19 protein-coding genes are annotated in these 20,121 nt (G+C 65.5%); 14 read left to right on the top strand and 5 right to left on the bottom strand.

Annotated elements, in window-relative coordinates; translation table 11 throughout:
* Window positions 1-29 precede the first annotated feature (29 nt).
* Window positions 30-446: a VOC family protein gene (locus QZ471_RS23255; RefSeq protein WP_295468357.1), complete on the top strand. Its 417-nt coding sequence runs from the start codon at window positions 30-32 to the stop codon at window positions 444-446.
* On the opposite strand, the gene gluQRS is transcribed toward QZ471_RS23255, so the two are convergent.
* Both gluQRS and dksA read right to left on the bottom strand, forming a co-directional pair.
* Window positions 440-1,333 (bottom strand): tRNA glutamyl-Q(34) synthetase GluQRS, encoded by an 894-nt coding sequence (gluQRS, locus tag QZ471_RS23250; RefSeq protein WP_295468354.1) that lies wholly within the window; start codon window positions 1,331-1,333, stop codon window positions 440-442. The two genes, QZ471_RS23255 and gluQRS, sit on opposite strands and share 7 nt — an antisense overlap.
* A 68-nt stretch (window positions 1,334-1,401) precedes the next feature.
* Window positions 1,402-1,845, bottom strand: a complete 444-nt coding sequence (gene dksA / locus QZ471_RS23245) for an RNA polymerase-binding protein DksA (protein ID WP_058763290.1) — start codon at window positions 1,843-1,845, stop codon at window positions 1,402-1,404.
* A 291-nt stretch (window positions 1,846-2,136) separates the two neighbouring features.
* On the opposite strand from dksA, the gene QZ471_RS23240 reads away from it, so the two are divergent.
* The 6 genes from QZ471_RS23240 to deoA all read left to right on the top strand — a co-directional run bounded on the left by QZ471_RS23240 (window position 2,137) and on the right by deoA (window position 8,222).
* Window positions 2,137-3,312, top strand: coding sequence for a pyridoxal phosphate-dependent aminotransferase (locus tag QZ471_RS23240; protein ID WP_295468351.1), 1,176 nt, complete (start codon window positions 2,137-2,139; stop codon window positions 3,310-3,312).
* Window positions 3,309-4,016 carry a DNA/RNA nuclease SfsA gene (sfsA, locus tag QZ471_RS23235; protein WP_295468349.1) on the top strand — a complete coding sequence of 236 codons (708 nt, stop codon included), beginning with the start codon at window positions 3,309-3,311 and terminating at the stop codon, window positions 4,014-4,016. The genes QZ471_RS23240 and sfsA overlap by 4 nt, the downstream gene beginning before the upstream one ends.
* A gap of 106 nt (window positions 4,017-4,122) precedes the next feature.
* Complete coding sequence (locus QZ471_RS23230; protein ID WP_295468347.1) at window positions 4,123-5,385, top strand: NupC/NupG family nucleoside CNT transporter; 1,263 nt, start codon at window positions 4,123-4,125, stop codon at window positions 5,383-5,385.
* 152 nt (window positions 5,386-5,537) lie between these two features.
* Window positions 5,538-6,473 (top strand): nucleoside-specific channel-forming protein Tsx, encoded by a 936-nt coding sequence (locus QZ471_RS23225; RefSeq protein WP_295468344.1) that lies wholly within the window; start codon window positions 5,538-5,540, stop codon window positions 6,471-6,473.
* A gap of 13 nt (window positions 6,474-6,486) precedes the next feature.
* Entirely contained in the window at window positions 6,487-6,900 is a 414-nt protein-coding gene (locus QZ471_RS23220) for a cytidine deaminase (RefSeq protein ID WP_295468342.1), read from the top strand.
* An 11-nt stretch (window positions 6,901-6,911) separates the two neighbouring features.
* The gene (gene deoA, locus QZ471_RS23215) at window positions 6,912-8,222 is read left to right on the top strand and encodes a thymidine phosphorylase (protein WP_295468341.1); all 1,311 of its coding nucleotides are present in this window, start codon (window positions 6,912-6,914) and stop codon (window positions 8,220-8,222) included.
* Window positions 8,223-8,402: 180 nt separating this feature from the next.
* On the opposite strand, the gene QZ471_RS23210 is transcribed toward deoA, so the two are convergent.
* On the bottom strand, window positions 8,403-9,215 hold the full coding sequence (locus QZ471_RS23210; protein ID WP_295468339.1) for a cyclic nucleotide-binding domain-containing protein: 813 nt from the start codon (window positions 9,213-9,215) through the stop codon (window positions 8,403-8,405).
* 130 nt (window positions 9,216-9,345) lie between these two features.
* A complete protein-coding gene (locus QZ471_RS23205) occupies window positions 9,346-10,893 on the bottom strand; it encodes a bifunctional aminoglycoside phosphotransferase/ATP-binding protein (protein ID WP_295468337.1) in 1,548 nt (515 codons plus the stop codon).
* 152 nt (window positions 10,894-11,045) lie between these two features.
* Between QZ471_RS23205 and mrcB the strand changes: the two genes are divergently transcribed.
* Genes mrcB through QZ471_RS23190 form a run of 3 tightly spaced genes read left to right on the top strand, consistent with a single transcriptional unit; the run spans window position 11,046 to window position 14,502 of the window.
* A complete protein-coding gene (mrcB, locus tag QZ471_RS23200) occupies window positions 11,046-13,388 on the top strand; it encodes a penicillin-binding protein 1B (protein ID WP_295468335.1) in 2,343 nt (780 codons plus the stop codon).
* 35 nt (window positions 13,389-13,423) lie between these two features.
* Complete coding sequence (locus QZ471_RS23195) at window positions 13,424-14,176, top strand: tetratricopeptide repeat protein (RefSeq protein ID WP_295469197.1); 753 nt, start codon at window positions 13,424-13,426, stop codon at window positions 14,174-14,176.
* Window positions 14,176-14,502 (top strand): YqcC family protein, encoded by a 327-nt coding sequence (locus tag QZ471_RS23190; protein ID WP_295468333.1) that lies wholly within the window; start codon window positions 14,176-14,178, stop codon window positions 14,500-14,502. The genes QZ471_RS23195 and QZ471_RS23190 overlap by 1 nt, the downstream gene beginning before the upstream one ends.
* Before the next feature lies 1 nt (window position 14,503).
* Here the strand turns inward: QZ471_RS23190 and QZ471_RS23185 are convergent, their stop codons facing one another.
* Complete coding sequence (locus QZ471_RS23185) at window positions 14,504-14,968, bottom strand: DUF4124 domain-containing protein (RefSeq protein WP_295468331.1); 465 nt, start codon at window positions 14,966-14,968, stop codon at window positions 14,504-14,506.
* Between the two features lie 396 nt (window positions 14,969-15,364).
* Here QZ471_RS23185 and QZ471_RS23180 point away from each other — a divergent pair, with 396 nt between their 5' ends.
* The 4 genes from QZ471_RS23180 to pssA all read left to right on the top strand — a co-directional run bounded on the left by QZ471_RS23180 (window position 15,365) and on the right by pssA (window position 19,638).
* Window positions 15,365-17,089: an acetolactate synthase 3 large subunit gene (locus tag QZ471_RS23180; RefSeq protein WP_295468329.1), complete on the top strand. Its 1,725-nt coding sequence runs from the start codon at window positions 15,365-15,367 to the stop codon at window positions 17,087-17,089.
* A 2-nt stretch (window positions 17,090-17,091) separates the two neighbouring features.
* Entirely contained in the window at window positions 17,092-17,583 is a 492-nt protein-coding gene (gene ilvN / locus QZ471_RS23175) for an acetolactate synthase small subunit (RefSeq protein WP_007159690.1), read from the top strand.
* A gap of 26 nt (window positions 17,584-17,609) precedes the next feature.
* Window positions 17,610-18,626 (top strand): ketol-acid reductoisomerase, encoded by a 1,017-nt coding sequence (gene ilvC, locus QZ471_RS23170; protein ID WP_007159689.1) that lies wholly within the window; start codon window positions 17,610-17,612, stop codon window positions 18,624-18,626.
* A gap of 163 nt (window positions 18,627-18,789) precedes the next feature.
* Complete coding sequence (pssA, locus tag QZ471_RS23165; protein ID WP_295468326.1) at window positions 18,790-19,638, top strand: CDP-diacylglycerol--serine O-phosphatidyltransferase; 849 nt, start codon at window positions 18,790-18,792, stop codon at window positions 19,636-19,638.
* The last annotated feature ends 483 nt before the right edge of the window (window positions 19,639-20,121 follow it).

The following is a 20,121-nucleotide window of genomic DNA, read 5'->3' as shown; positions in this document are numbered from 1 at the left end:
AAGGGCTTCTTTGCCGTTGGAGATCTTCGATGACCGCCCCTCGGCTTCAGGCCGTTCTGGAAACCGCGCTCTATGTCGCCGATCTGCCCAGGGCCCGGCGCTTCTATGAAGAGGTGCTGGGGCTCACGCCCACGTTCGCCGACGAACGTCTGGCCGCCTACGCAATAGGTGCCAGCGTGCTGCTGCTGTTTCAGCAGGGCAGCACCGAGCAGGCGGTGGAGCTGCCCTGCGGGCGCATTCCGCCCCATGGCGCCCAGGGTTGCCAGCACCTTGCCTTGGCGATCACCGCCGCCGAGCTGGACGCCTGGGTGGTCCACCTGGAGGCCGCCGGGGTAGCCACCGAGGAACGCACCCCGTGGCCGCGCGGCGCCATCAGTCTGTATTTCCGCGACCCGGATGGGCATCTGCTGGAGCTTGCCACGCCCGGGCTCTGGCCCAATTACTGAGCCGGCAGCTGGGCCTCGGCCAGATGACGCACTCGCGGGATCCGCTCGGCATCCCAATGGGCGACGCCCCAGGCCAGCACCCGGGCGGGCGTTTCCTCGGCCAGGTCAGTCGCGACGGGCTGGCCCAGGGTGCGCAGGGCGCGTACCAATAGGGCCCCGGCCTGTTCCGGGGGCAGCGGCGGTGAGCGATAGCGCTTGCCCAGCTTATGGCCGTCGGGCTGGATCAGCAGCGGCACATGCAGATAGCGCGGCGCCGGATGGCCGAGCAGTTCCTGCAGGTAGAGCTGGCGCGGCGTGGAGTCGAGCAGGTCGGCGCCGCGTACCACGTCGGTCATGCCCTGCAGGGCGTCGTCCATGACCACCGCCAACTGATAGGCGATCAGGCCGTCGCGGCGCTGGATGACGAAGTCGCCCACCTCGCTGCCCAGATGCTGGCGGAATTCGCCCTGCACCCGGTCGACGAAGCGATACTCCAGTTCCGGTACACGGATGCGGATGGCGGCCTCTGCGCTGGGCAGGCCGCGGTTACGGCAGTAGCCGGGATAGAGGCCGCCGCTGCCTTCGAGTTGCTTGCGCGAGCAGTCGCAGGCGTAAGCCAGGCCGCTGGCCAGCCACTGCTGGATGACCGCGCGATAGGCGTCCAGGCGTTCGCTCTGGCGCAGCACCGGGCCATCCCACTCGAAACCGTAGGCTTCCAGGGTCTGGAGGATGGCGGCCTGGGCACCGGGCATCTCGCGGGGTGGGTCCAGGTCTTCCATGCGCACCAGCCAACGACCACCGGCGGCGCGGGCATCCAGGTAGGAGGCAAGGGCCGCCACCAGCGAGCCGAAATGCAGGTAGCCACTGGGGGTAGGGGCGAAACGACCGACATAGGGGCGCCTGGACATAGCTCATCCTGTGAATGCCGGATAGAACAAAGGGCGCCGTAGCGCCCTCGTCGGTGAGGCAGCAGGACTCAGGTCCCGGTCTGCTTCTCGCGGATTTCCGCCAGCGTCTTGCAATCGATGCACAGGCTGGCGGTGGGACGGGCTTCCAGGCGGCGGATACCGATTTCCACGCCGCAGGAATCGCACCAGCCGTACTCGTTGTCTTCGATCAGCTGCAGGGTTTCGTCGATCTTCTTGATCAGCTTGCGCTCGCGGTCGCGGGCGCGCAGTTCCAGGCTGAATTCCTCTTCCTGGGTAGCGCGATCGGCCGGATCGGCGAAGTTGGCCGCTTCTTCCTTCATATGGTGCACGGTGCGGTCGACTTCCTCGCGCAGTTCCTGCTTCCACTTGTTCAGGATGGCGGTGAAGTGGGCGCGCATACGCTCACTCATGTATTCCTCGCCCTTGGTGGGCTCATAGGGTTCGTAGCCACGGGCCAGATGATTGTTCTGCTGATTTGCTTCGCTGGGCATGATTGACCCTCTCACTTTCGCTGATCCTGTCCACAGGCTGGATGCGTTTCCAGGCCTCTCCATGATGGAACGCCCGGGGGCTGGGGATGCCAGCGGCGTTCCGCGCATTGCCGACGCCAGGCTGAATATGTTCTCGACTGGCCAGTCGCCCTGCGGATGCAAGCCGGCGAACTTACCAGAAGCTTCCAGGGGGCGCTACTACCGGCCTCCCGCTCCGTGCTGACGCGGCGGATGCCGGTCTGCGAAGCCTTGGTTAGAATCCCGCCTTCGCCACAAGTTCGGACCTCGTCCATGTCCAATTCCTACAGCGCCCGCAGCCAGGCCATCGAGCCCTTCCACGTCATGGCTCTGCTGGAGCGTGCCAACCAGCTCCAGGCCGCCGGGCACGACGTCATCCACCTGGAGATCGGCGAACCCGACTTCACCACCGCCGCGCCGGTGGTCGCCGCCGGTCAGGCCGCCTTGGCCGCGGGCCAGACCCGCTACACCGCGGCCCGTGGCCTGCCGGAGTTGCGCCGCGCCATCGCCTCCTTCTATGGCGAGCGCTACGGCGTCGACCTCGACCCGGAGCGGGTGCTGGTCACCCCGGGCGGCTCCGGTGCCCTGCTGCTGGCCAGTGCCCTGCTGGTCGATCCCGGTCGTCACTGGCTGTTGGCCGATCCCGGTTATCCCTGCAATCGCCACTTCCTGCGGCTGGTAGAGGGCGCGGCCCAGTTGATCCCGGTCGGTGCCGATAGCCGCTATCAACTCACCCCTGAACTGGTCGAGCGCCATTGGCAGCCGGACAGTGTCGGTGCCCTGGTGGCCTCGCCGGCCAATCCGACCGGGACCCTGCTCGATCGCGAGGAACTCGCCGCCTTGTCGGCCAGTCTCCAGGCGCGTGGTGGGCATCTGGTGGTGGACGAGATCTACCACGGCCTGACCTATGGCCTGGATGCCCCCAGCGTGCTGGAGGTGGATGACTCGGCCTTCGTGCTCAACAGCTTCTCCAAGTATTTCGGCATGACCGGCTGGCGGCTCGGCTGGCTAGTGGCGCCGCGTGCCGCCGTGCCGGAGCTGGAAAAGCTGGCGCAGAATCTCTACATCAGCGCCTCCACCGTCGCCCAGCAGGCCGCCCTGGCCTGTTTCACCCCGGAGGCCATGGCCATCTTCGAGGAGCGCCGCGCCGAATTCGCCCGTCGCCGCGACTACCTGCTGCCGGCGCTGCGTGGGCTGGGCTTCGAGATCGCCGTCGAGCCTCAGGGCGCCTTCTATCTCTATGCCGACATTTCCGCCTTCGGTGGCGATGCCTATGCCTTCTGCCAGTTCCTGCTGGAGACCGAGCACGTGGCCATCACCCCCGGCCTGGACTTCGGTCGCCATCGCGCCGACACCCATGTGCGCTTCGCCTACACCCAGTCGCTGCCGCGCCTGGAAGAGGCCGTCGCCCGCATCGCCCAGGGCCTGCAACGCTGGAGCGCGCGGTGAGATTCGACCCACCGCTGGAGGAAGGCCGCCTGCTGCGCCGCTACAAGCGCTTTCTCGCCGACATCGAGACCGCCAGCGGCGAGGTGCTGACCCTGCACTGCCCCAACACCGGGTCCATGCTCAATTGCCAACCGGCTAGAGCCCGGGTCTGGTTCAGCCGGGCCAGCGGGCCGAAGCGCAAGCTGCCGGGCACCTGGGAATTGGTGGAGACGGATCACGGGCGCCTGGCCTGCATCAATACCGCCCGCGCCAATCGCCTGGTGGAGGAAGCCCTGTTGGCCGGCGCCATCCCCGAGCTGGCCGGCTTCACCAGCCTACGGCGGGAAGTGGCCTACGGCCTGGAAAACAGTCGTGCCGACTTTCGCCTGGAGTATCCCGCCGGGCCGCTGTACCTGGAGGTGAAGAGCGTCACCCTGGGCTTCGCCGACAGCGCCATCGCCGCCTTCCCCGATGCGGTCACCACCCGCGGTGCCCGCCATCTGCGCGAGTTGGCGGCGCTGGCTGCGGCAGGGCAGCGTGCGGTATTGCTCTATTGCGTGCTGCTCGACGGCATCGAGGCGGTGCGCCCGGCGGCGGAAATCGATGCCGCCTATGCCCTGGCCCTGGCCGAGGCGCGCCGGCAGGGCGTGCAGGTACTGGCCTATGGTGCGCAGCTCTCGCCCGCGGGTCTGCAATTGGCACAACCGCTGCGTCTCGCTGACTGACCAGTCACAAAAAAGCTGATCGCCCAGACAGGATCTGGCAGGCGCCTTGCTTACGGATTTCGCCCATCGATCGCCGCAATCGGCGATCCTGTTGAGGAGTCCGTCGATGATCTCTGTGTTGGGCATGCTGTTGCTGGTGGCGATCGCCATCCTCTTCTCCCGTCAGCGCCGCGCCATTCGAGTGCGTACCGTACTCGCCGCCTTCCTCTTGCAGGCCGGTCTTGGCCTGTTCGTGCTCTATATCCCCTGGGGTCAGGAGGTACTCGGCGGTGTCTCCGGCGCCGTCGCCTCGCTGCAGCTCTATGCCGACAAGGGCATTGAATTCCTCTTCGGCGGTCTCGCCGGACCCAAGATGTTCGAGTACTTCGGTAACGGCGGCTTCGTCTTCGCCGTACGGGTGCTGCCGCTGATCGTCTTCTTCGGCAGCCTGATCGCGGTGCTCTACTACCTGGGCATCATGGGCTGGATCATTCGCCTGGTGGGCGGCGCGCTGCATGCCCTGCTCGGCACCAGCCGGGTGGAGTCCACCACGGTCACCGCCACGCTGTTCCTCGGTCAGTCGGAAATGCCCCTGGTGGTACGGCCCTTCATCGCCGATCTCACGCGCTCGGAGTTGTTCGCCATCATGGTCGGGGGCTTCGCCGCGGTGGCTGGCTCGGTGCTGCTGGGCTACGCTGGCATGGGGGTGGAGCTGAAATACCTGATCGCCGCCAGCTTCATGGCCGCGCCAGGCGGTCTGCTGATGGCCAAGCTGATGGAGCCGGAGACCGAGCAGCCGCGCGACCAGACCATGAAGACCCTGGGGGAGGGCGAGGAGCGTCCGGCCAACGTCATAGACGCGGCGGCGGAGGGGGCCCAGGTCGGCTTGCGCATCGCCCTGGCGGTGGGCGCCATGCTGCTGGCCTTCATCGCCCTGATTGCCCTGCTCAACGGCATCCTTGGCTGGTGCGGTGGCTGGTTCGGCATGCCGCAACTGAGCATGCAACTGGTGCTGGGCTATCTGTTGGCGCCGGTGGCCTTCCTCATCGGCGTGCCCTGGAGCGAGGCGGTGCAGGCCGGCGGCTTCATCGGCCAGAAGCTGGTGCTCAACGAATTCGTCGCCTACGCCGATCTCTCGACCTACTTGGACCCGGTCAAGTCCGCGGCCGCCGGTGTCCAGCCGCTGTCGGCGCATACCCAGGTCATCGTCACCTTCGCCCTCTGTGGCTTCGCCAATTTCTCTTCCATCGCCATCCAGCTCGGCGGTCTGGGTGGCATCGCGCCTCAGCGCCGTCACGAACTGGCGCAACTGGGTCTGCGCGCCATGCTTGGCGGCACCCTGGCCAATCTGATGAGCGCGGCTCTGGCCGGCTTCTTCATCGGTCTCTAGCTCGATGTCGATTGGACCATTCGGTCCACTTTATGGTGCACAGCTGTCCTGGATGCGCCAAAACGTAACAGCGGATGACCGTGGTGCGCCCCTGCTTCGCCGCCACGAGCCGTCCGCGGCTTCTTAAAGTCTTAGCTCAGGAACAACTCCGCATGACGTTTTCCCGCCTCCGTCGCGCGCACCTCGGCGCGCTACCGCTCCTCTTCTGCTGCAGTGCTCCGCTATTCGCCGCCCCTGCCGTCGCTACCGACAGCGCCCAGGGCGAGACCGCCAGTCCCGCCGCGCAACAGACGGACAATCGCTCGCCCTATCTGTCGTCCTGGTACAACCAGGATCTGACCCTGATCGGCAGCAAGGACATCAGCTTCGGCCCGCAGCCCGTGGACGACGTCTATCTGGAGTACGAGTACTTCGGCCGCAAGGGGCCCTTCGAACTCTATGGCTACATCGACGTACCCAGGGTACTGGGCATCGGCAACAGCCATGACAGCGGGGTATGGGATCGCGGTTCGCCGCTGTTCATGGAACACGAGCCGCGGATTTCCATCGATCAGTTAACCGGTCGCTCGCTGGCCTTCGGACCGTTCAAGGAGTGGTACCTGGCCTTCGACTGGATCTACGATCACGGCAGCAGCCAGGCCAGTCGGCAGAACACCCTCTACGCCGGCTTCGGTACCGACATCGAGACCCATACCCCGGTACTGCTGTCCGCCAACCTCTACGGCCGCCGCCAGTGGGAAAACTATGGCGCCGCCAACGAGGATTCCTGGGACGGCTATCGGGCGCAGCTCAAGTACATCTGGCCGCTGGCCAAGTTCGATAACGGCGCCTCCCTGACCTATGTCGGCTTCACCAACTTCGATTTCGGCTCGAAGTTGGGCGACGAGCCGGGCCGCACGGCCAACGCCACCGTGTCCACCAACGTGCTGCTCTATGCCTTCACCCACCTGCGCTTCATGTTCGCCGCGCGCCACTTCCACAATGGCGGCAACTGGCGGGATGGCACCGAGCTGAATTTCGGCGAGGGCTCCTTCGAGGGGCGCTCCAACGGCTGGGGCTACTATGCGGGGGTGGGCTATCAATTCTGATCGGGAGACTGACATGAGCACCAACTTGCCTGCGCACCTGGCCGCGCTGCTGCCGGAAGCGGTCACCGCTGCCTCGCGCGCCTATTGCCCGCACTCCGAGTTTCCCGTGGGCGCCGCCCTGCTGACTGCCGAGGGCGGGGTCGTCCACGGCTGCAACGTGGAGAACATCTCCTACGGCCTGACCAACTGCGCCGAACGCAGCGCCCTGTTCGCCGCCATCAGCCAGGGCCTGCCGCCGCGCAGCTTCACCGCCATGGCCATCCATGCGCCGGGTGTGCCCCTGATCAGTCCCTGCGGTGCCTGTCGCCAGGTGCTGCTGGAGCTGATGGCGCCCGACGCCACCATCGTCTGCAGCGGCAGCCAGCCGGGTCTGACCCGTACTTGGACCCTGGCCGAACTGCTGCCCGGCGCCTTCGACGACTTCTAAGGAGTCCGCCCATGTGGCTCGCCCAAGAGGTGATCCGCCAGAAGCGTGATGGCCTGGAGCTGTCCGCGGCGGACCTGCAGCGCTTCGTGCAAGGCATCGCCGACGACAGCCTCAGCGAAGGCCAGATCGCCGCCTTCGCCATGGCCACCCTGCTGCGTGGCATGACCGCCGCCGAGCGTACCGCCCTGACCCTGGCCATGCGCGACAGCGGCCAGGTGCTGCGCTGGGACCTGCCCGGTCCGGTGGTGGACAAGCATTCCACCGGCGGCGTGGGCGATCTCACCAGCCTGGTGCTGGCGCCCCTGCTCGCCGCCTGTGGTTGCCATGTGCCGATGATATCCGGGCGCGGCCTGGGGCATACCGGTGGCACCCTGGACAAGCTGGAGAGCATTCCCGGCTATCGCATTCGCCCCGGGCTGGCGCGCTTTCGCCAGGTGGTGGCCGAGGTGGGGTGCGCCATCGTCGGCCCCGACGCCGATCTCGCCCCGGCCGATCGTCGGCTCTATGCCATCCGCGACGTCACGGCCACGGTGGAATCCGTCGACCTCATCACCGCCTCCATCCTGGCGAAGAAACTCGCTGCCGGCCTCGACGTACTGGTCATGGACGTCAAGACCGGCGGCGGCGCCTTCATGGCCGAGACGGAGGCGGCGCAGCGCCTGGCCGACAGCATCGTCCAGGTCGCCGAGGCCGCTGGCGTACGCACCCGCGCCCTGGTCACCGATATGGAGCAGCCTCTGGCCCGCAGCGCCGGCAATGCCTTGGAGGTGGCGGAGGCCATCGCCTTGCTGGCTGGGGAGGTCCGCAGCGAGCGCCTCTGGCAGGTGGTCCTGGCGCTGGCCGAAGAGGCCTTGCAACTGGCTGGACTGGCAGCAGATGCCATGGCGGCCAGGCGCCAGTTGCTCGCAGCTTGGCACAGCGGCGCGGCCTTGGAGCGCTTCGCCGCCATGAACCAGGCCTTGGGTGGTCCCCCTGGCCTGACGACGTCTCCCTGGCAGCACCTGTCGCGGGCGCCGGTGGTGCGCGCCGTCCAGCCGTCGAGTCCGGCGTGGGTACGGCGGATCGATACCCGTGCCCTGGGGCTGCTGGTGGTGACGCTCGGCGGAGGACGACAGCGCCCGGAAGACGCCATAGATCCCGCCGTAGGCCTTGCCGAGCTGGCCCTACCAGGCGAGTGGGTGGGCGAGGGACGACCCTTGGGCCTCATCCATGCCCGGGACGACGCAGCCGCAGCTCAGGCCGACGCTCAGCTAAGGGCCGCCTATGAGCTCACCGACTACCGGCCGGTGGGGTTCGCTCCGCCGGTATTCGACCGGCGCTGATTCAGGAATCGCAGACAAAAAAAGACCCGGCAGAGCCGGGTCCAAAACCGTGATTAGCCTGATGAGGAGATAACCCGAAAGACCAACTGCTGGACCTTCAGTTATCGACCAGTCTCGCGACCGGCTGAGTTGAATAATAACAATTCTCATTCCAGCGTCAAGCGTATTCGAGAATATTTCTTAATTGCTTCCGGAAGGTCGTTCCGGGATGCCCCGCAGGCGGGTCACTTCCTTGTTCAGCGAGTCGATATGGCGCGCCATGTTCTCGATCAGGCTGTGGGCGATCCGCGGGGTGGTCTCCATCAGTGCGACGAACTGGTCCTGGGGGATCACCAGCACCGTGCAGGCGGTCTTGGCGATCACGCTGGCCGTGCGCGGCGTATGGGTGAAGACCGCCAGGGCGCCGACGATCTCATCCTGGCAAACCTCTCCGACCTTGCAGCCGTCGACCCAGGCCTCGGCGTGGCCCTCGGTGATGACGAAGACGTGCTCGGCGGAATCGCCCTGGCGGATGATCTCGTCGCCCGCTGCATAGCGGCGAAAGCCCGTGGCCGGCTGGGTCATCGGTGGCTTGAGGCGGATCAGTGCCTGGGCCAGCAGCGCCTGCTGGCCCAGCAGATAGCGCAGCAAGGCGTCGCGCTGGGCAGGGGTGGCGGTCGCCGCCGCCAGGAAGGCTTCGCGGCCATAGGGCTGGATCAGCACCTCGGCCTCGCTCTCGTAGCCGAGGCTGGGCAGGTCGAGCGTCTGGCCCAGGCCGATCAGGTCGCCCTCGTCGAGCTGGAACAGTGCCCGCTGATCCAGCACCACCCGCAAGGGGCCCTGCTGGATCAGATAGACCTCGTCGTCACGCATCCAGTCCTGCAGCAGCTCGGCCGGACTCAGGTACAGGGGCTGCCGACTCGGCGTCACGCCACTGAGCAGTTGCGCGGGAAGGGCCTGCAGCGCCTGGCGCAACTGATCGACATAGGGAGGCTGATCGCCGATGAGGTACATGGTGCCAATTCCTTCTTGTTACGCAGAGGTTGTGACGTGGATCGCACGATAAGCCGCTCGTCGGCGACGGTAAATCCGCAACCCTACGCGCTGTGACGGAACGCTTGTTCTGTCCTCCGAGAGGTTACGCTCATGGCTGAATGCGGCCCAGCCGGCGGCTGATGCGAGCGGGCAGGGCCTCCAACTGTCCGGTGCGGCCCAATTCCACCACCAGGGCGAGATCCTGCTCGGCCGGCGTCAGGCTGTCCTGCGCCTGGCGCTGCGCCGCCACCACGGCAAGGGTAGCCTCGGACGGATCGGTCCCCGCGGCCTGGCGCTCCTGCAGCCAGCGGGCGATGAGTTCGTCGTCCGCCTGGCAGTCGATGATCAGCAGGGGCGCCGCCTGGGCTTCGGCCAGGGTCTGGGCGGCCTCGCGCTGGCTCTGCTTGAGATAGGTGGCGTCGAGTACCAGCGGATAGCCGGCCGCCAGCACCTGGGCGCCCAGTTCGTGCAGCCGAGCATAGGTCGCCTCGCCGGCCGCGGCGCTGTAGCGCGTGGCTTCGTCGCTGTCGGCATAGAGCCGCTGGCGCTCGACGTCGGATCTTAGGCGAATGGCGCCAAGCGCCTCCACCAGCGCCAGGGCCACGGTGCTCTTGCCGATGCCCGACACGCCATGCATCACCGCCACGAAGGGCTGGGGCACCCGGGTGTAGCCTTCGGCCAGCGCAGTGTAGCTGCGATAGGCGGCGAGGATCTCGGCGCGCAGCGCCGCATCCTCGGCCTGGCCTAGGCGGAACAGGGCGATCTTGGCGCGCACCATGGCGCGATAGGCCTTGTAGAAGTCGAGCAGGGCCAGCCCCTGGTAATCGCCGGTCGCCTCGAAGTAGGCATTGACGAATCTGTTGCTCAGCGCCCCAAGGCCGCGGTCCTCCAGGTCCATGGCCAGGAAGCCGGCGTCGCCCAGGGTATCGGTCAGGCGGAAGGGTTCGTTGAATTCGATGCAGTCGAACAGCACCACCTCGCCATCGAGCAGGGTGGCGTTGGCCAGGTGGATGTCGCCGTGGCATTCGCGGATGTAGCCCTCGCGGCAACGCGCCTCGAACAGTGGTAGCAGGCGGGCGTAGCTGGCCTCGGCCCAGGCTTCGAGCTGATCGAGTTGCCTGAGATCGGCGGCCTCGTCGAGCATGGCACGGATCTGCTCGAAGTTCTGCCGTACCGGCGCCATGGCGGCGTTCGGCGTGCACAGCGGATGCTCCGGTGCCACTCGTGGCGCCGCCAGATGGAAGCGGGCGATCTGCTCGGCCAGGGCGTCGATGTGCGCCTCGGTCAGTTCGCCGCGTTGCTGCACCTCGCTGAGCAACTGACTTTGGGGAAATTCCCGCATGCGCAGGGCGTACTCGATCACGGGACCGTCGCCACCCAGTTGCGGCGCGTTTTCGCTGCCAGTGATGGCCACCACGTCTTGATAGAGATCGCGGGTCAGGCGCTGGTTGAGGCGCAGCTCCTCACGGCAGAAATGGCCGCGCGCCTCCAGCTCGGTGAAGTCGAGAAAGCCGAAGTTCACCGGCTTCTTGATCTTGTAGGCGACTTCGCCCGTCAGCACGACCCAGGAAATGTGGGTTTCGATGACCCGAAACGCCGACGTCGGGTGGGGATAGAGCGCCGGGTTCTGCAGGGCGGAAATCAGGAGCTGGCTCACGGGCGATCCTTAATAGAAATGGATGCCGGCATTATCCCTGCCAAAGCTCCCCACGCAAGCCGCGCGCCCTTCATGGAGGCCATGAACGAGAGCTGACGAAGCGTTGGTCGACCGGTGCCGAGCGCTGGGCAACCTGCGTATAATCCGCCGCCATGAAGCGACCCCGATCCTCCCGTTCCCGCAAGCGCAAGACCTTCGACTGGCGCCGTCTCTCCGGCTGGGCAATCAAGCTCGGCCTGGTCGCGCTGGTTGGCCTGGCCGGCCTGTGCATCTATCTCGATGCCGTGGTCCAGGAAAAATTCTCCGGCAAGCGCTGGACCATCCCGGCCAAGGTCTATGCCCGGCCGCTGGAATTGTTCAACGGCGTCAAGCTGAGCCGCGACGACTTCCTCACCGAGCTCGATGCCCTCGGCTATCGCCGCGAAAAGACCGTGGACGGTCCCGGCAGCGTCGCCGTGGGTGCCTCCACGGTCGATCTGAATACCCGCGGCTTCCAGTTCTACGAGGGTGTCGAGCCGCCCCGGGCGATCCGCGTGCGCTTCGCCGGCGGCACCGTGTCGGGCGTCAGCGCCCTGGATGGCAGCAACCTCGCCGTAGCCCGCCTCGAGCCGCTGATGATCGGCGGCATCTATCCGGCGCACAATGAAGACCGCATCCTCATCAAGCTGGACCAGGCGCCGCCGCACCTGGTCGATGGCCTGGTGGCGGTCGAAGACCGTGAGTTCTGGCATCACCACGGCGTCTCGCCCAAGTCCATCGCCCGCGCCGTCTGGGTCAACGCCACCAGCGGCCAGGTTCGCCAGGGCGGCAGTACCCTGACCCAGCAGCTGGTGAAGAACTTCTACCTCACCAACGAGCGCAGCATCACCCGCAAGGGCACCGAAGCGCTCATGGCGCTGCTGCTGGAGCTGCACTACAGCAAGCAGGAAATCCTCGAGGCCTACCTCAACGAGGTTTTCCTCGGTCAAGACGGCTCCCGCGCCATCCACGGTTTCGGTCTGGCTGCCCAGTACTTCTTCGGCCAGCCCTTCAGCGAACTGAAGCTGCACCAGGTGGCCTTGCTGATCGGTCTGGTGAAGGGACCCTCCTACTACAATCCGCGTCGCTATCCCGAGCGTGCGATGGCGCGCCGCAATCTGGTGCTCGACCTCATGGCCGAGCAGGGCGTGGTCAGTCCCACCGAAGCCGAGGCTGCCAAGGCCCGGCCGCTGGGTATCACCAAGGCCGGCAGCCTGACCAACAGCTCCTTCCCGGCGTTCGTCGATCTGGTCAAGCGCCAGCTGAAGCAGGATTACCGCGACGAAGACCTTACCGAGGAAGGCCTGCGCATCTTCACCAGCTTCGATCCGATCCTGCAGACCAAGGCCGAGGCCGCCATGGCCGAGGCCTTGAAGCGCATCGATGGCCGCAAGGGCGCGGAAAACGTCGAGTCGGCCATGGTGGTGACCAACCCGGAAACCGGTGAGGTCCAAGCCCTGCTCGGCGGTCGCGATCCGCGCTTCGCCGGCTACAACCGCGCCCTCGATGCGGTCCGTCAGGTCGGCTCGCTGATCAAGCCGGCGGTCTACCTCACTGCCCTGGAGCGGCCCAGCAAGTACACCCTGACCACCCTGATCCAGGACGAACCCTTCTCGGTCAAGGGTGCCGACGGTCAGGTCTGGCGGCCGCAGAACTACGAGCACAAGGCCCACGGCACCATCTTCCTCTACCAGGGGCTGGCGCACTCCTACAACCTGTCCACCGCGCGCCTGGGCCTCGACCTGGGCGTGCCCGAGGTGCTCAAGACCGTCCAGCGCCTGGGCGTGAGCCGTGCCCTGCCTCCTTATCCGGCGACCCTGCTCGGTGCTGGCGCCCTGACGCCCATGGAAGTGGCGACCATGTACCAGACGCTGGCCAACGGCGGTTTCAACACCCCGTTGCGCAGCATCCGCAGCGTGCTCGACGCCAATGGCGAGCCGCTCAAGCGCTATCCCTTCCAGATCGAACAGCGCTTCGACACCGGCGCCATCTACCTGGTGCAGTACGCCATGCAGCGTGTCATGCGCGAAGGTACCGGGCGCTCGGTCTACAACCAGATTCCCACCAGCGTGAACCTGGCGGGCAAGACCGGTACCACCAACGACTCCCGCGACAGCTGGTTCTCCGGCTTCAGCCAGGACCTGCTCGCGGTGGTCTGGCTGGGTCGCGACGACAACGGCAAAACCCCCCTGACCGGCGCGACCGGCGCCCTGCAGGTGTGGAGCAACTTCATGCGCCGCGCCGATCCGGTCTCGCTGGACATGCCGGTGCCCGACAACGTGGTCCAGGCCTGGGTGGATGCCACGACCGGTCGCGGCACCGACCCCTCGTGTCCCAATGCCGTGCAGATGCCTTATATTCGCGGCAGTGAGCCGCCGCCGGGTGCCTCCTGTGGCGCGCCGGCCGCACCCGCCGCCGGGCAGAGCGGCAACGGCGGCAATCCGGTCATGGATTGGGTCAAGGGTTGGTTGAATTGAGAGGTCCCAAGGTGACGAAAGCAGTCTGGCCGGTGATGATCGCCGGCGTTCTTCTCGCCGGTTGCGCCACGCCGCAGCGTGGCGCCATTCCCGTGGTCGACTCCGGTGGCCCCGTCTCCAATGGCGAACTCTATCGCCAGGGCAACAACCGGCCCATGCCGGTCCAGCGCCAGGCGCCGGTCGCCACTGCGCCCAGTGCGCCGGCCGACTCCGGGGTGACCGTCATGGTGCCGAGCGGCAGTTCCGCACCCCTGGAGACCTATGCCGCCCCGGCCGCGTCCGCGCCGCTGATCACCTCGTCCAGTCCCAGCGCGCCTGCCGCCCAGGCGCCGGCGCAGCCCAGCTACTCCCAACCGGTCTATCCGCCGGCCAATCAGACCGGCTACGGCGCCGCCAGCAGTGCCCCTTCGGGCATTCCGTCTGCGGGCGCCGCCACCGGTGGCGGTCTGGCCGCCGACGAACAGCTGGACGGGCCGGTCCTGGCGCTGCTCACCACTGCGCAGCAACAGCAGACCGGTGGCGACCTCAACGGTGCCTCCTCGAGTCTGGAGCGGGCCATGCGCATCGCGCCACGGGAGCCCCAGGTGCTCTATCGGCTGGCGCAGGTGCGTCTGGCACAGAACGATCCCGCCCAGGGCGAGCAACTGGCTCGCCGTGCCCTTACCTATGCCAACGGTCGGCCGGCGCTGCAAGCGAGTCTCTGGCAACTGATCGCCCAGGCCCGCGAAGCCCAGGGCGATGCGTCCGGCGCCGCCCTGGCACGGCAGAAAGCCCAGGCGGGCACCTGATGGACGAGCGCCTGCCCGCCCTGGCCGATCAGTTGCTGCAGATCGAGCGTGAATTGCGCCTGCTCGGCTGGTGGTCGGTGCACGCGCCCAGTGCCGAAGCCCTGGCCAGCCAGGAGCCCTTCTGCGTCGACACCCTGAGCTTCGCCCAGTGGCTGCAGTGGATTTTCCTGCCACGGATGAAACTGATCATCGAGAGCGACGGCACGCTACCGGTACGCTCGGGTATCCGGCCGATGGCCGAGGTCGTCTACCAGGGCGACCTCGATCCCGTGCTGCCCCTGCTGGCCTCCCTGGCCGAATTCGATCGGCTCATCGAAAGCGCCTGAGTCACTTGCCGCAATTCTGCTCGATCGACAGCTGGATCTCCGCGGCCCGCTGCTCGCGCTCTTCCTCGGTCAGGCGGCGGGTTTCGCCCCGACCCGACTGCACCATGACGCGGGGATTGTTGCGCAGCTGGGCCAGATTCTGGCGTGACTGGTCGCAGTACGCCTGTACCTTGGCCTGATCCTCGCGCACCTGCGCCTTCACCTTGCGCTCGAGTTCCTGCTGCTGGGCGTCGTTGGAGACCGATGGCTGCTGGGCACCGTTGGGCAGCTTGTAGGTGGGCGCACTGCCACCGCCATTGATCTGGGGTGCCACCTTCACGTCCACCTCATTGGCCTTCTGGCCCTCGGGCGGCTGGGCACTGAAGTGGGTAACGCCCTTGTCGTCGGTCCACTTGTAGACCTGGGCGGCCTGGGCGGACAGGCTGCAGACGAAAACCAGGGCAGGAAGCCAGAAGATCGAGCGCATGGGAATCCTATAGGCGGAAGGGCAAGGCCCCACTATAAGAGTTGGCGTCGACCATTTCACCAGGGCCGACCACCGGCCGCCGATTGTGGGCAACCGCACCTTTCGGCTTGACTTGCGTCGGACGAATGCGAACAATCCAAAGTTCGCTGTAGCGAATCGGCCCAAAGCTGACTCCTCGGCAGACCATGAGGTGCCTACCCGCGCCGCCACAGTCAAATACCCTGCACCGCGTTACCTCGCGTCGGGTGGAAGCTCCAGCATTCATCGGAATCTTCCAACAAGGCTTTCTAGGCAGCTGAATCGTCGGTGATCACCGTCGCCCGTGCTCTGCCTTGCAGTCAACCGAACCTTGAACGTCCCAGATGGGCGTTCGCCACGCGTGGAATGAGGTGATACGTGGAGCTATTAACTGGCGCTGAGATGGTCGTCCGCTTCTTGCGCGACGAGGGCGTGAAACACATCTACGGGTACCCGGGTGGTGCCCTGCTGCACATCTATGACGCCCTGTTCAAGGAACCGGCGCTCAACCACATCCTGGTTCGTCACGAACAAGCCGCCACCCACATGGCCGACGGCTACGCCCGCGCTACCGGCAAGGCCGGCGTGGTCCTGGTGACCTCCGGTCCCGGCGCGACCAATGCCATCACCGGTATCGCCACCGCCTACATGGACTCCATCCCCATGGTGGTCCTATCCGGCCAGGTGCCGAGCAACATGGTCGGCACCGATGCCTTCCAGGAAACCGACATGGTCGGCATCTCCCGGCCGATCGTGAAGCACAGCTTCATCATCAAGCATCCTTCCGAGATCCCTGAAGTCCTCAAGAAGGCCTTCTACCTCGCCGAGTCCGGCCGTCCCGGCCCGGTGGTGGTGGACATCCCCAAGGACATGGGTGATCCGACCAAGAAGTACGAATACGTCTATCCGAAGAAGGTCAAGCTGCGCTCCTACAACCCGGCGCAACGCGGTCACTCCGGCCAGATCCGCAAGGCCATCGAGATGCTGGTCGCGGCCAAGCGGCCGATCCTCTATGCGGGCGGTGGTGTCATCCTCGGTGGTGCCTCCAGTGCCCTCACCGAGCTGGCCCGCCTGCTCAACCTGCCGGTCACCAACACCCTGATGGGTTTGGGTAGCTATCCCGGCAGCGATCGCCAGTTCCTCGGCATGCTCGGCATGCATGGCAGCTACCAGGCCAACCTGGCCATGCACCACAGCGACGTCATCCTCGCCGTGGGTGCCCGTTTCGATGACCGCGTCATCAACGGCGCCAAGCGCTTCTGCCCGAACGCCAAGATCATCCACGTCGATATCGACCCGGCCTCCATCTCCAAGACCATCAAGGCCGACGTGCCCATCGTCGGACCGGTGGACAGCGTCCTCGCCGAGATGGTCGCCGTGGTCCGCGAGCTGAGCGAGAAGCCCCACGCCGAAAGCCAGGCCGCCTGGTGGAAGCAGATCGAGGAATGGCGTGGCGGTCGCGAGATGTTCCCCTACAACAAGGGCGACGGCAGCATCATCAAGCCGCAAACCGTCATCGAGACCCTGTACGACGTCACCGCGGGCGATGCCTACATCACCTCCGACGTGGGTCAGCACCAGATGTTCGCTGCCCAGTACTACCGCTATGACAAGCCCAATCGCTGGATCAACTCCGGCGGCCTGGGCACCATGGGCTTCGGCTTCCCGGCGGCCATGGGCGTCAAGCTCAACTTCCCCGATGCCGACGTCGCCTGCGTCACCGGCGAAGGCAGTGTGCAGATGAACATCCAGGAACTCTCCACCTGCATGCAGTACGACCTGCCGGTGAAGATCGTCTGCCTCAACAACGGTGCCCTGGGCATGGTCCGCCAATGGCAGGACATGCAGTACAGCAGCCGCTACTCCCACTCCTACATGGAATCCCTGCCGGACTTCGTCAAGCTGGCCGAGGCCTATGGCCACGTCGGCATGCGCATCCAGCGTCTGGAAGACCTCAAGCCGATGATGGCCGAAGCCTTCGCCATGAAGGATCGCCTGGTCTTCCTCGACATCGCCGTGGACAACACCGAGCACGTCTACCCGATGCAGATCAAGGATGGCGCGATGCGCGACATGTGGCTGAGCAAGACGGAGCGGACCTGACCATGAGACACATCATCTCCCTGCTGCTGGAAAACGAGCCCGGCGCCCTGTCCCGCGTGGTCGGCCTGTTCTCCCAGCGCAACTACAACATCGAGAGCCTCACGGTCGCCGCGACCGAGGACCCGACCCTGTCGCGCCTGACCCTGACCACCATCGGCCAGGAAGAGACGGTCGAGCAGATCACCAAGAACCTCAACAAGCTCATCGAGGTGGTGAAACTGGTCAATCTGTCCGAGAGCGCCCACATCGAGCGCGAACTCCTGCTGATCAAGGTCAAGGCCACCGGCGCCCAACGCGCCGAGGTCAAGCGCACCACCGACATCTTCCGCGGCCAGATCGTGGACGTCGGCAGCAGCGTGTATACCATTCAGCTGGCGGGCACCAGCGAGAAGATCGACAGCTTCATCCAGGCGATCGGCGCCGCGTCCATCCTCGAGGTGGTGCGTAGCGGCGTGACCGGAATATCCCGTGGCGACAAAGCCCTGAGCATCTGATACCCCCTTTTCCAGGAGAACCTGCAATGCGCGTTTACTACGACAAAGACTGTGACCTTTCCATCATCCAGGGCAAGAAGGTCGCCATCATCGGCTACGGCTCCCAGGGCCACGCCCACGCCTGCAACCTGAAAGACTCCGGCGTCGACGTCGTCGTCGGTCTGCGTAGCGGCTCCGCCACCGTGGCCAAGGCCGAAGCCCATGGCCTGACCGTCAAGCCGGTGAAGGACGCCGTCGCCTCCGCCGACGTGGTCATGATCCTGACCCCCGACGAATTCCAGTCCAAGCTGTACAAGGACGAGATCGAGCCGAACCTGAAGCAGGGCGCTACCCTGGCCTTCGCCCACGGCTTCGCCATCCACTATAACCAGGTCGTGCCCCGCGCTGACCTGGACGTCATCATGATCGCTCCCAAGGCTCCGGGTCACACCGTGCGCTCCGAGTTCGTCAAGGGTGGCGGCATCCCTGACCTGGTCGCCGTTCACCAGGACGCTTCCGGCAATGCCAAGAACGTTGCCCTGTCCTACGCCTGCGGCGTCGGCGGCGGCCGTACCGGCATCATCGAAACCACCTTCAAGGACGAGACCGAAACCGACCTGTTCGGCGAGCAGGCCGTGCTGTGCGGTGGTGCGGTCGAGCTGGTCAAGGCCGGTTTCGAAACCCTGGTCGAAGCTGGCTACGCGCCGGAAATGGCCTACTTCGAGTGCCTGCACGAACTCAAGCTGATCGTCGACCTCATGTACGAAGGCGGCATCGCCAACATGAACTACTCGATCTCCAACAACGCCGAGTACGGCGAGTACGTGACCGGCCCCGAGGTGATCAACGCCGAGTCCCGCGCCGCCATGAAGAATGCGCTCAAGCGCATCCAGAATGGCGAGTACGCCAAGATGTTCGTGGCCGAGGGTGCGTCCAACTACGCCTCCATGACCGCCTACCGCCGCAACAACGCTGCTCACCCCATCGAGCAGGTCGGCGAGAAGCTGCGGGCCATGATGCCCTGGATCGCGTCGAACAAGATCGTCGACAAGACCAAGAACTGATCGGGCAGGGCGCTGCCCTGTAACGAACGGTAAAGACGCGGCCTCGGCCGCGTTTTTTATTGCACTGCCCACGACCACGGCAATGCCTTAGCATGGGAGGTTAGGCTGAACCCTGCCCGCATGGGGTCAGTCCAACCCGTCAGGTAATGCCCAAGGAAAATCCATGAGCGAGCGTCCCGAAGAAACCCCGTCCCCTTCCACCACCGACGGCCTCATCCCTGTGGATGAGCACATCGAGGAAACCCAGGACGCCCAGGGGCGCAAGATCAGACGCCGTGGCGTGTACCTGTTGCCCAACCTTTTCACCACCGCGGCGCTCTTCGCCGGCCTCTATTCCATCATCAAGGGCGTCGCTGCCCAGACCGCCTTCACCCAGGGGCAATACGACGTCGCCTCCGCCGGCTTCTCGGCTGCGGCCGCGGCGATCTTCATTGCCATGGTCCTCGATGGCCTGGATGGTCGCGTCGCCCGCATGACCAATACCCAGAGTGCCTTCGGCGAACAATACGATTCGCTGTCCGACATGGTCGCCTTCGGTGTCGCCCCGGCGATCCTGGCTTATCAGTGGGCGCTTAGCGGCCTGGGTAACGTCGGCTGGGCCGTCGCCTTCATCTATGTGGCCGGCGCCGCCTTGCGTCTGGCCCGCTTCAACACCCAGATTGGCTCGGTGGATAAGCGCTACTTCATTGGCCTGGCCAGTCCTTCGGCTGCCGCTCTGGTAGCCGGTACCGTCTGGTGCTTCAGTGACTTCGGCATCCTCGGCTCCAAGCTGTCCTTGCTCGTTGCCCTGATGGTGGCCGCGGCCGGCATGCTCATGGTCAGCAACTTCAAGTATTGGAGCTTCAAAACCCTGGGGCTGAAAGGGCGGGTACCTTTCGTAGTCATCCTGATCGCCGTACTCATCTTCGCCGTCATCTTCACCGATCCGCCACGCGTCCTGCTGCTGGGCTTCTTGGCCTACGCCGTCTCCGGTCCTGTGATGACGCTTTGGCGCGGTCGTCGCACCGGTTGAGCCTGGGTCTCTAAAGAAGGGGCTGCGCAAGCAGCCCCTTCTTTTTTGCCTTTTTGAAAAATAACCTGTTGACCTGTCCTGAAACTCCCCTATAATGCGCCCCACTTCCGGCGCAGACGCTGAAGCGGCTTGAAAATCAAGCACTTAGGTCTGAGTCGGGCGAGGGGTCTGCGGAGTCCTCGCCATTTGAGCCTTCACCTTCGGGTGGCGACGAAATGAAGGGGAGGGGTTGACAGCGTCTTGGGATGCTGTAGGATTCGCCTCCCGCTGCCGCGATCGGTTGATCTGGTCAGGCAGGCGCAAGTGGTTGAGTTGAAACGAAAAAGTTCAAATCAACGCTTGACAGGATGTGAGGCTAGCGTAGAATGCGCGCCTCGGTTAGCGGCTACGGTCGCAACCAACTGCTCTTTAACAAGTTGAATCAAGCAATTCGTGTGGGTGCTTGTGAGATAAGTCTGATGTCGCAAGATTATCAGCAACACA

It is taken from the genome of uncultured Pseudomonas sp. (genome assembly GCF_913774235.1).
GTDB lineage: Bacteria > Pseudomonadota > Gammaproteobacteria > Pseudomonadales > Pseudomonadaceae > Chryseomonas.
Note: the sequence above shows the minus strand (reverse complement) of the source record. Positions and strands in the feature narration are given on the sequence as shown.

Coding starts and splice junctions, on each gene's coding strand:
- pssA (WP_295468326.1), top strand. CDS start 18,790: ATGAGCGAGCGTCCCGAAGAAACCCCGTCCCCTTCCACCACCGACGGC.
- QZ471_RS23240 (WP_295468351.1), top strand. CDS start 2,137: ATGTCCAATTCCTACAGCGCCCGCAGCCAGGCCATCGAGCCCTTCCAC.
- QZ471_RS23255 (WP_295468357.1), top strand. CDS start 30: ATGACCGCCCCTCGGCTTCAGGCCGTTCTGGAAACCGCGCTCTATGTC.
- QZ471_RS23220 (WP_295468342.1), top strand. CDS start 6,487: ATGAGCACCAACTTGCCTGCGCACCTGGCCGCGCTGCTGCCGGAAGCG.
- mrcB (WP_295468335.1), top strand. CDS start 11,046: ATGAAGCGACCCCGATCCTCCCGTTCCCGCAAGCGCAAGACCTTCGAC.
- ilvC (WP_007159689.1), top strand. CDS start 17,610: ATGCGCGTTTACTACGACAAAGACTGTGACCTTTCCATCATCCAGGGC.
- ilvN (WP_007159690.1), top strand. CDS start 17,092: ATGAGACACATCATCTCCCTGCTGCTGGAAAACGAGCCCGGCGCCCTG.
- QZ471_RS23225 (WP_295468344.1), top strand. CDS start 5,538: ATGACGTTTTCCCGCCTCCGTCGCGCGCACCTCGGCGCGCTACCGCTC.
- dksA (WP_058763290.1), bottom strand. CDS start 1,845: ATGCCCAGCGAAGCAAATCAGCAGAACAATCATCTGGCCCGTGGCTAC.
- deoA (WP_295468341.1), top strand. CDS start 6,912: ATGTGGCTCGCCCAAGAGGTGATCCGCCAGAAGCGTGATGGCCTGGAG.
- QZ471_RS23190 (WP_295468333.1), top strand. CDS start 14,176: ATGGACGAGCGCCTGCCCGCCCTGGCCGATCAGTTGCTGCAGATCGAG.
- QZ471_RS23210 (WP_295468339.1), bottom strand. CDS start 9,215: ATGTACCTCATCGGCGATCAGCCTCCCTATGTCGATCAGTTGCGCCAG.
- QZ471_RS23185 (WP_295468331.1), bottom strand. CDS start 14,968: ATGCGCTCGATCTTCTGGCTTCCTGCCCTGGTTTTCGTCTGCAGCCTG.
- QZ471_RS23230 (WP_295468347.1), top strand. CDS start 4,123: ATGATCTCTGTGTTGGGCATGCTGTTGCTGGTGGCGATCGCCATCCTC.
- QZ471_RS23195 (WP_295469197.1), top strand. CDS start 13,424: ATGATCGCCGGCGTTCTTCTCGCCGGTTGCGCCACGCCGCAGCGTGGC.
- gluQRS (WP_295468354.1), bottom strand. CDS start 1,333: ATGTCCAGGCGCCCCTATGTCGGTCGTTTCGCCCCTACCCCCAGTGGC.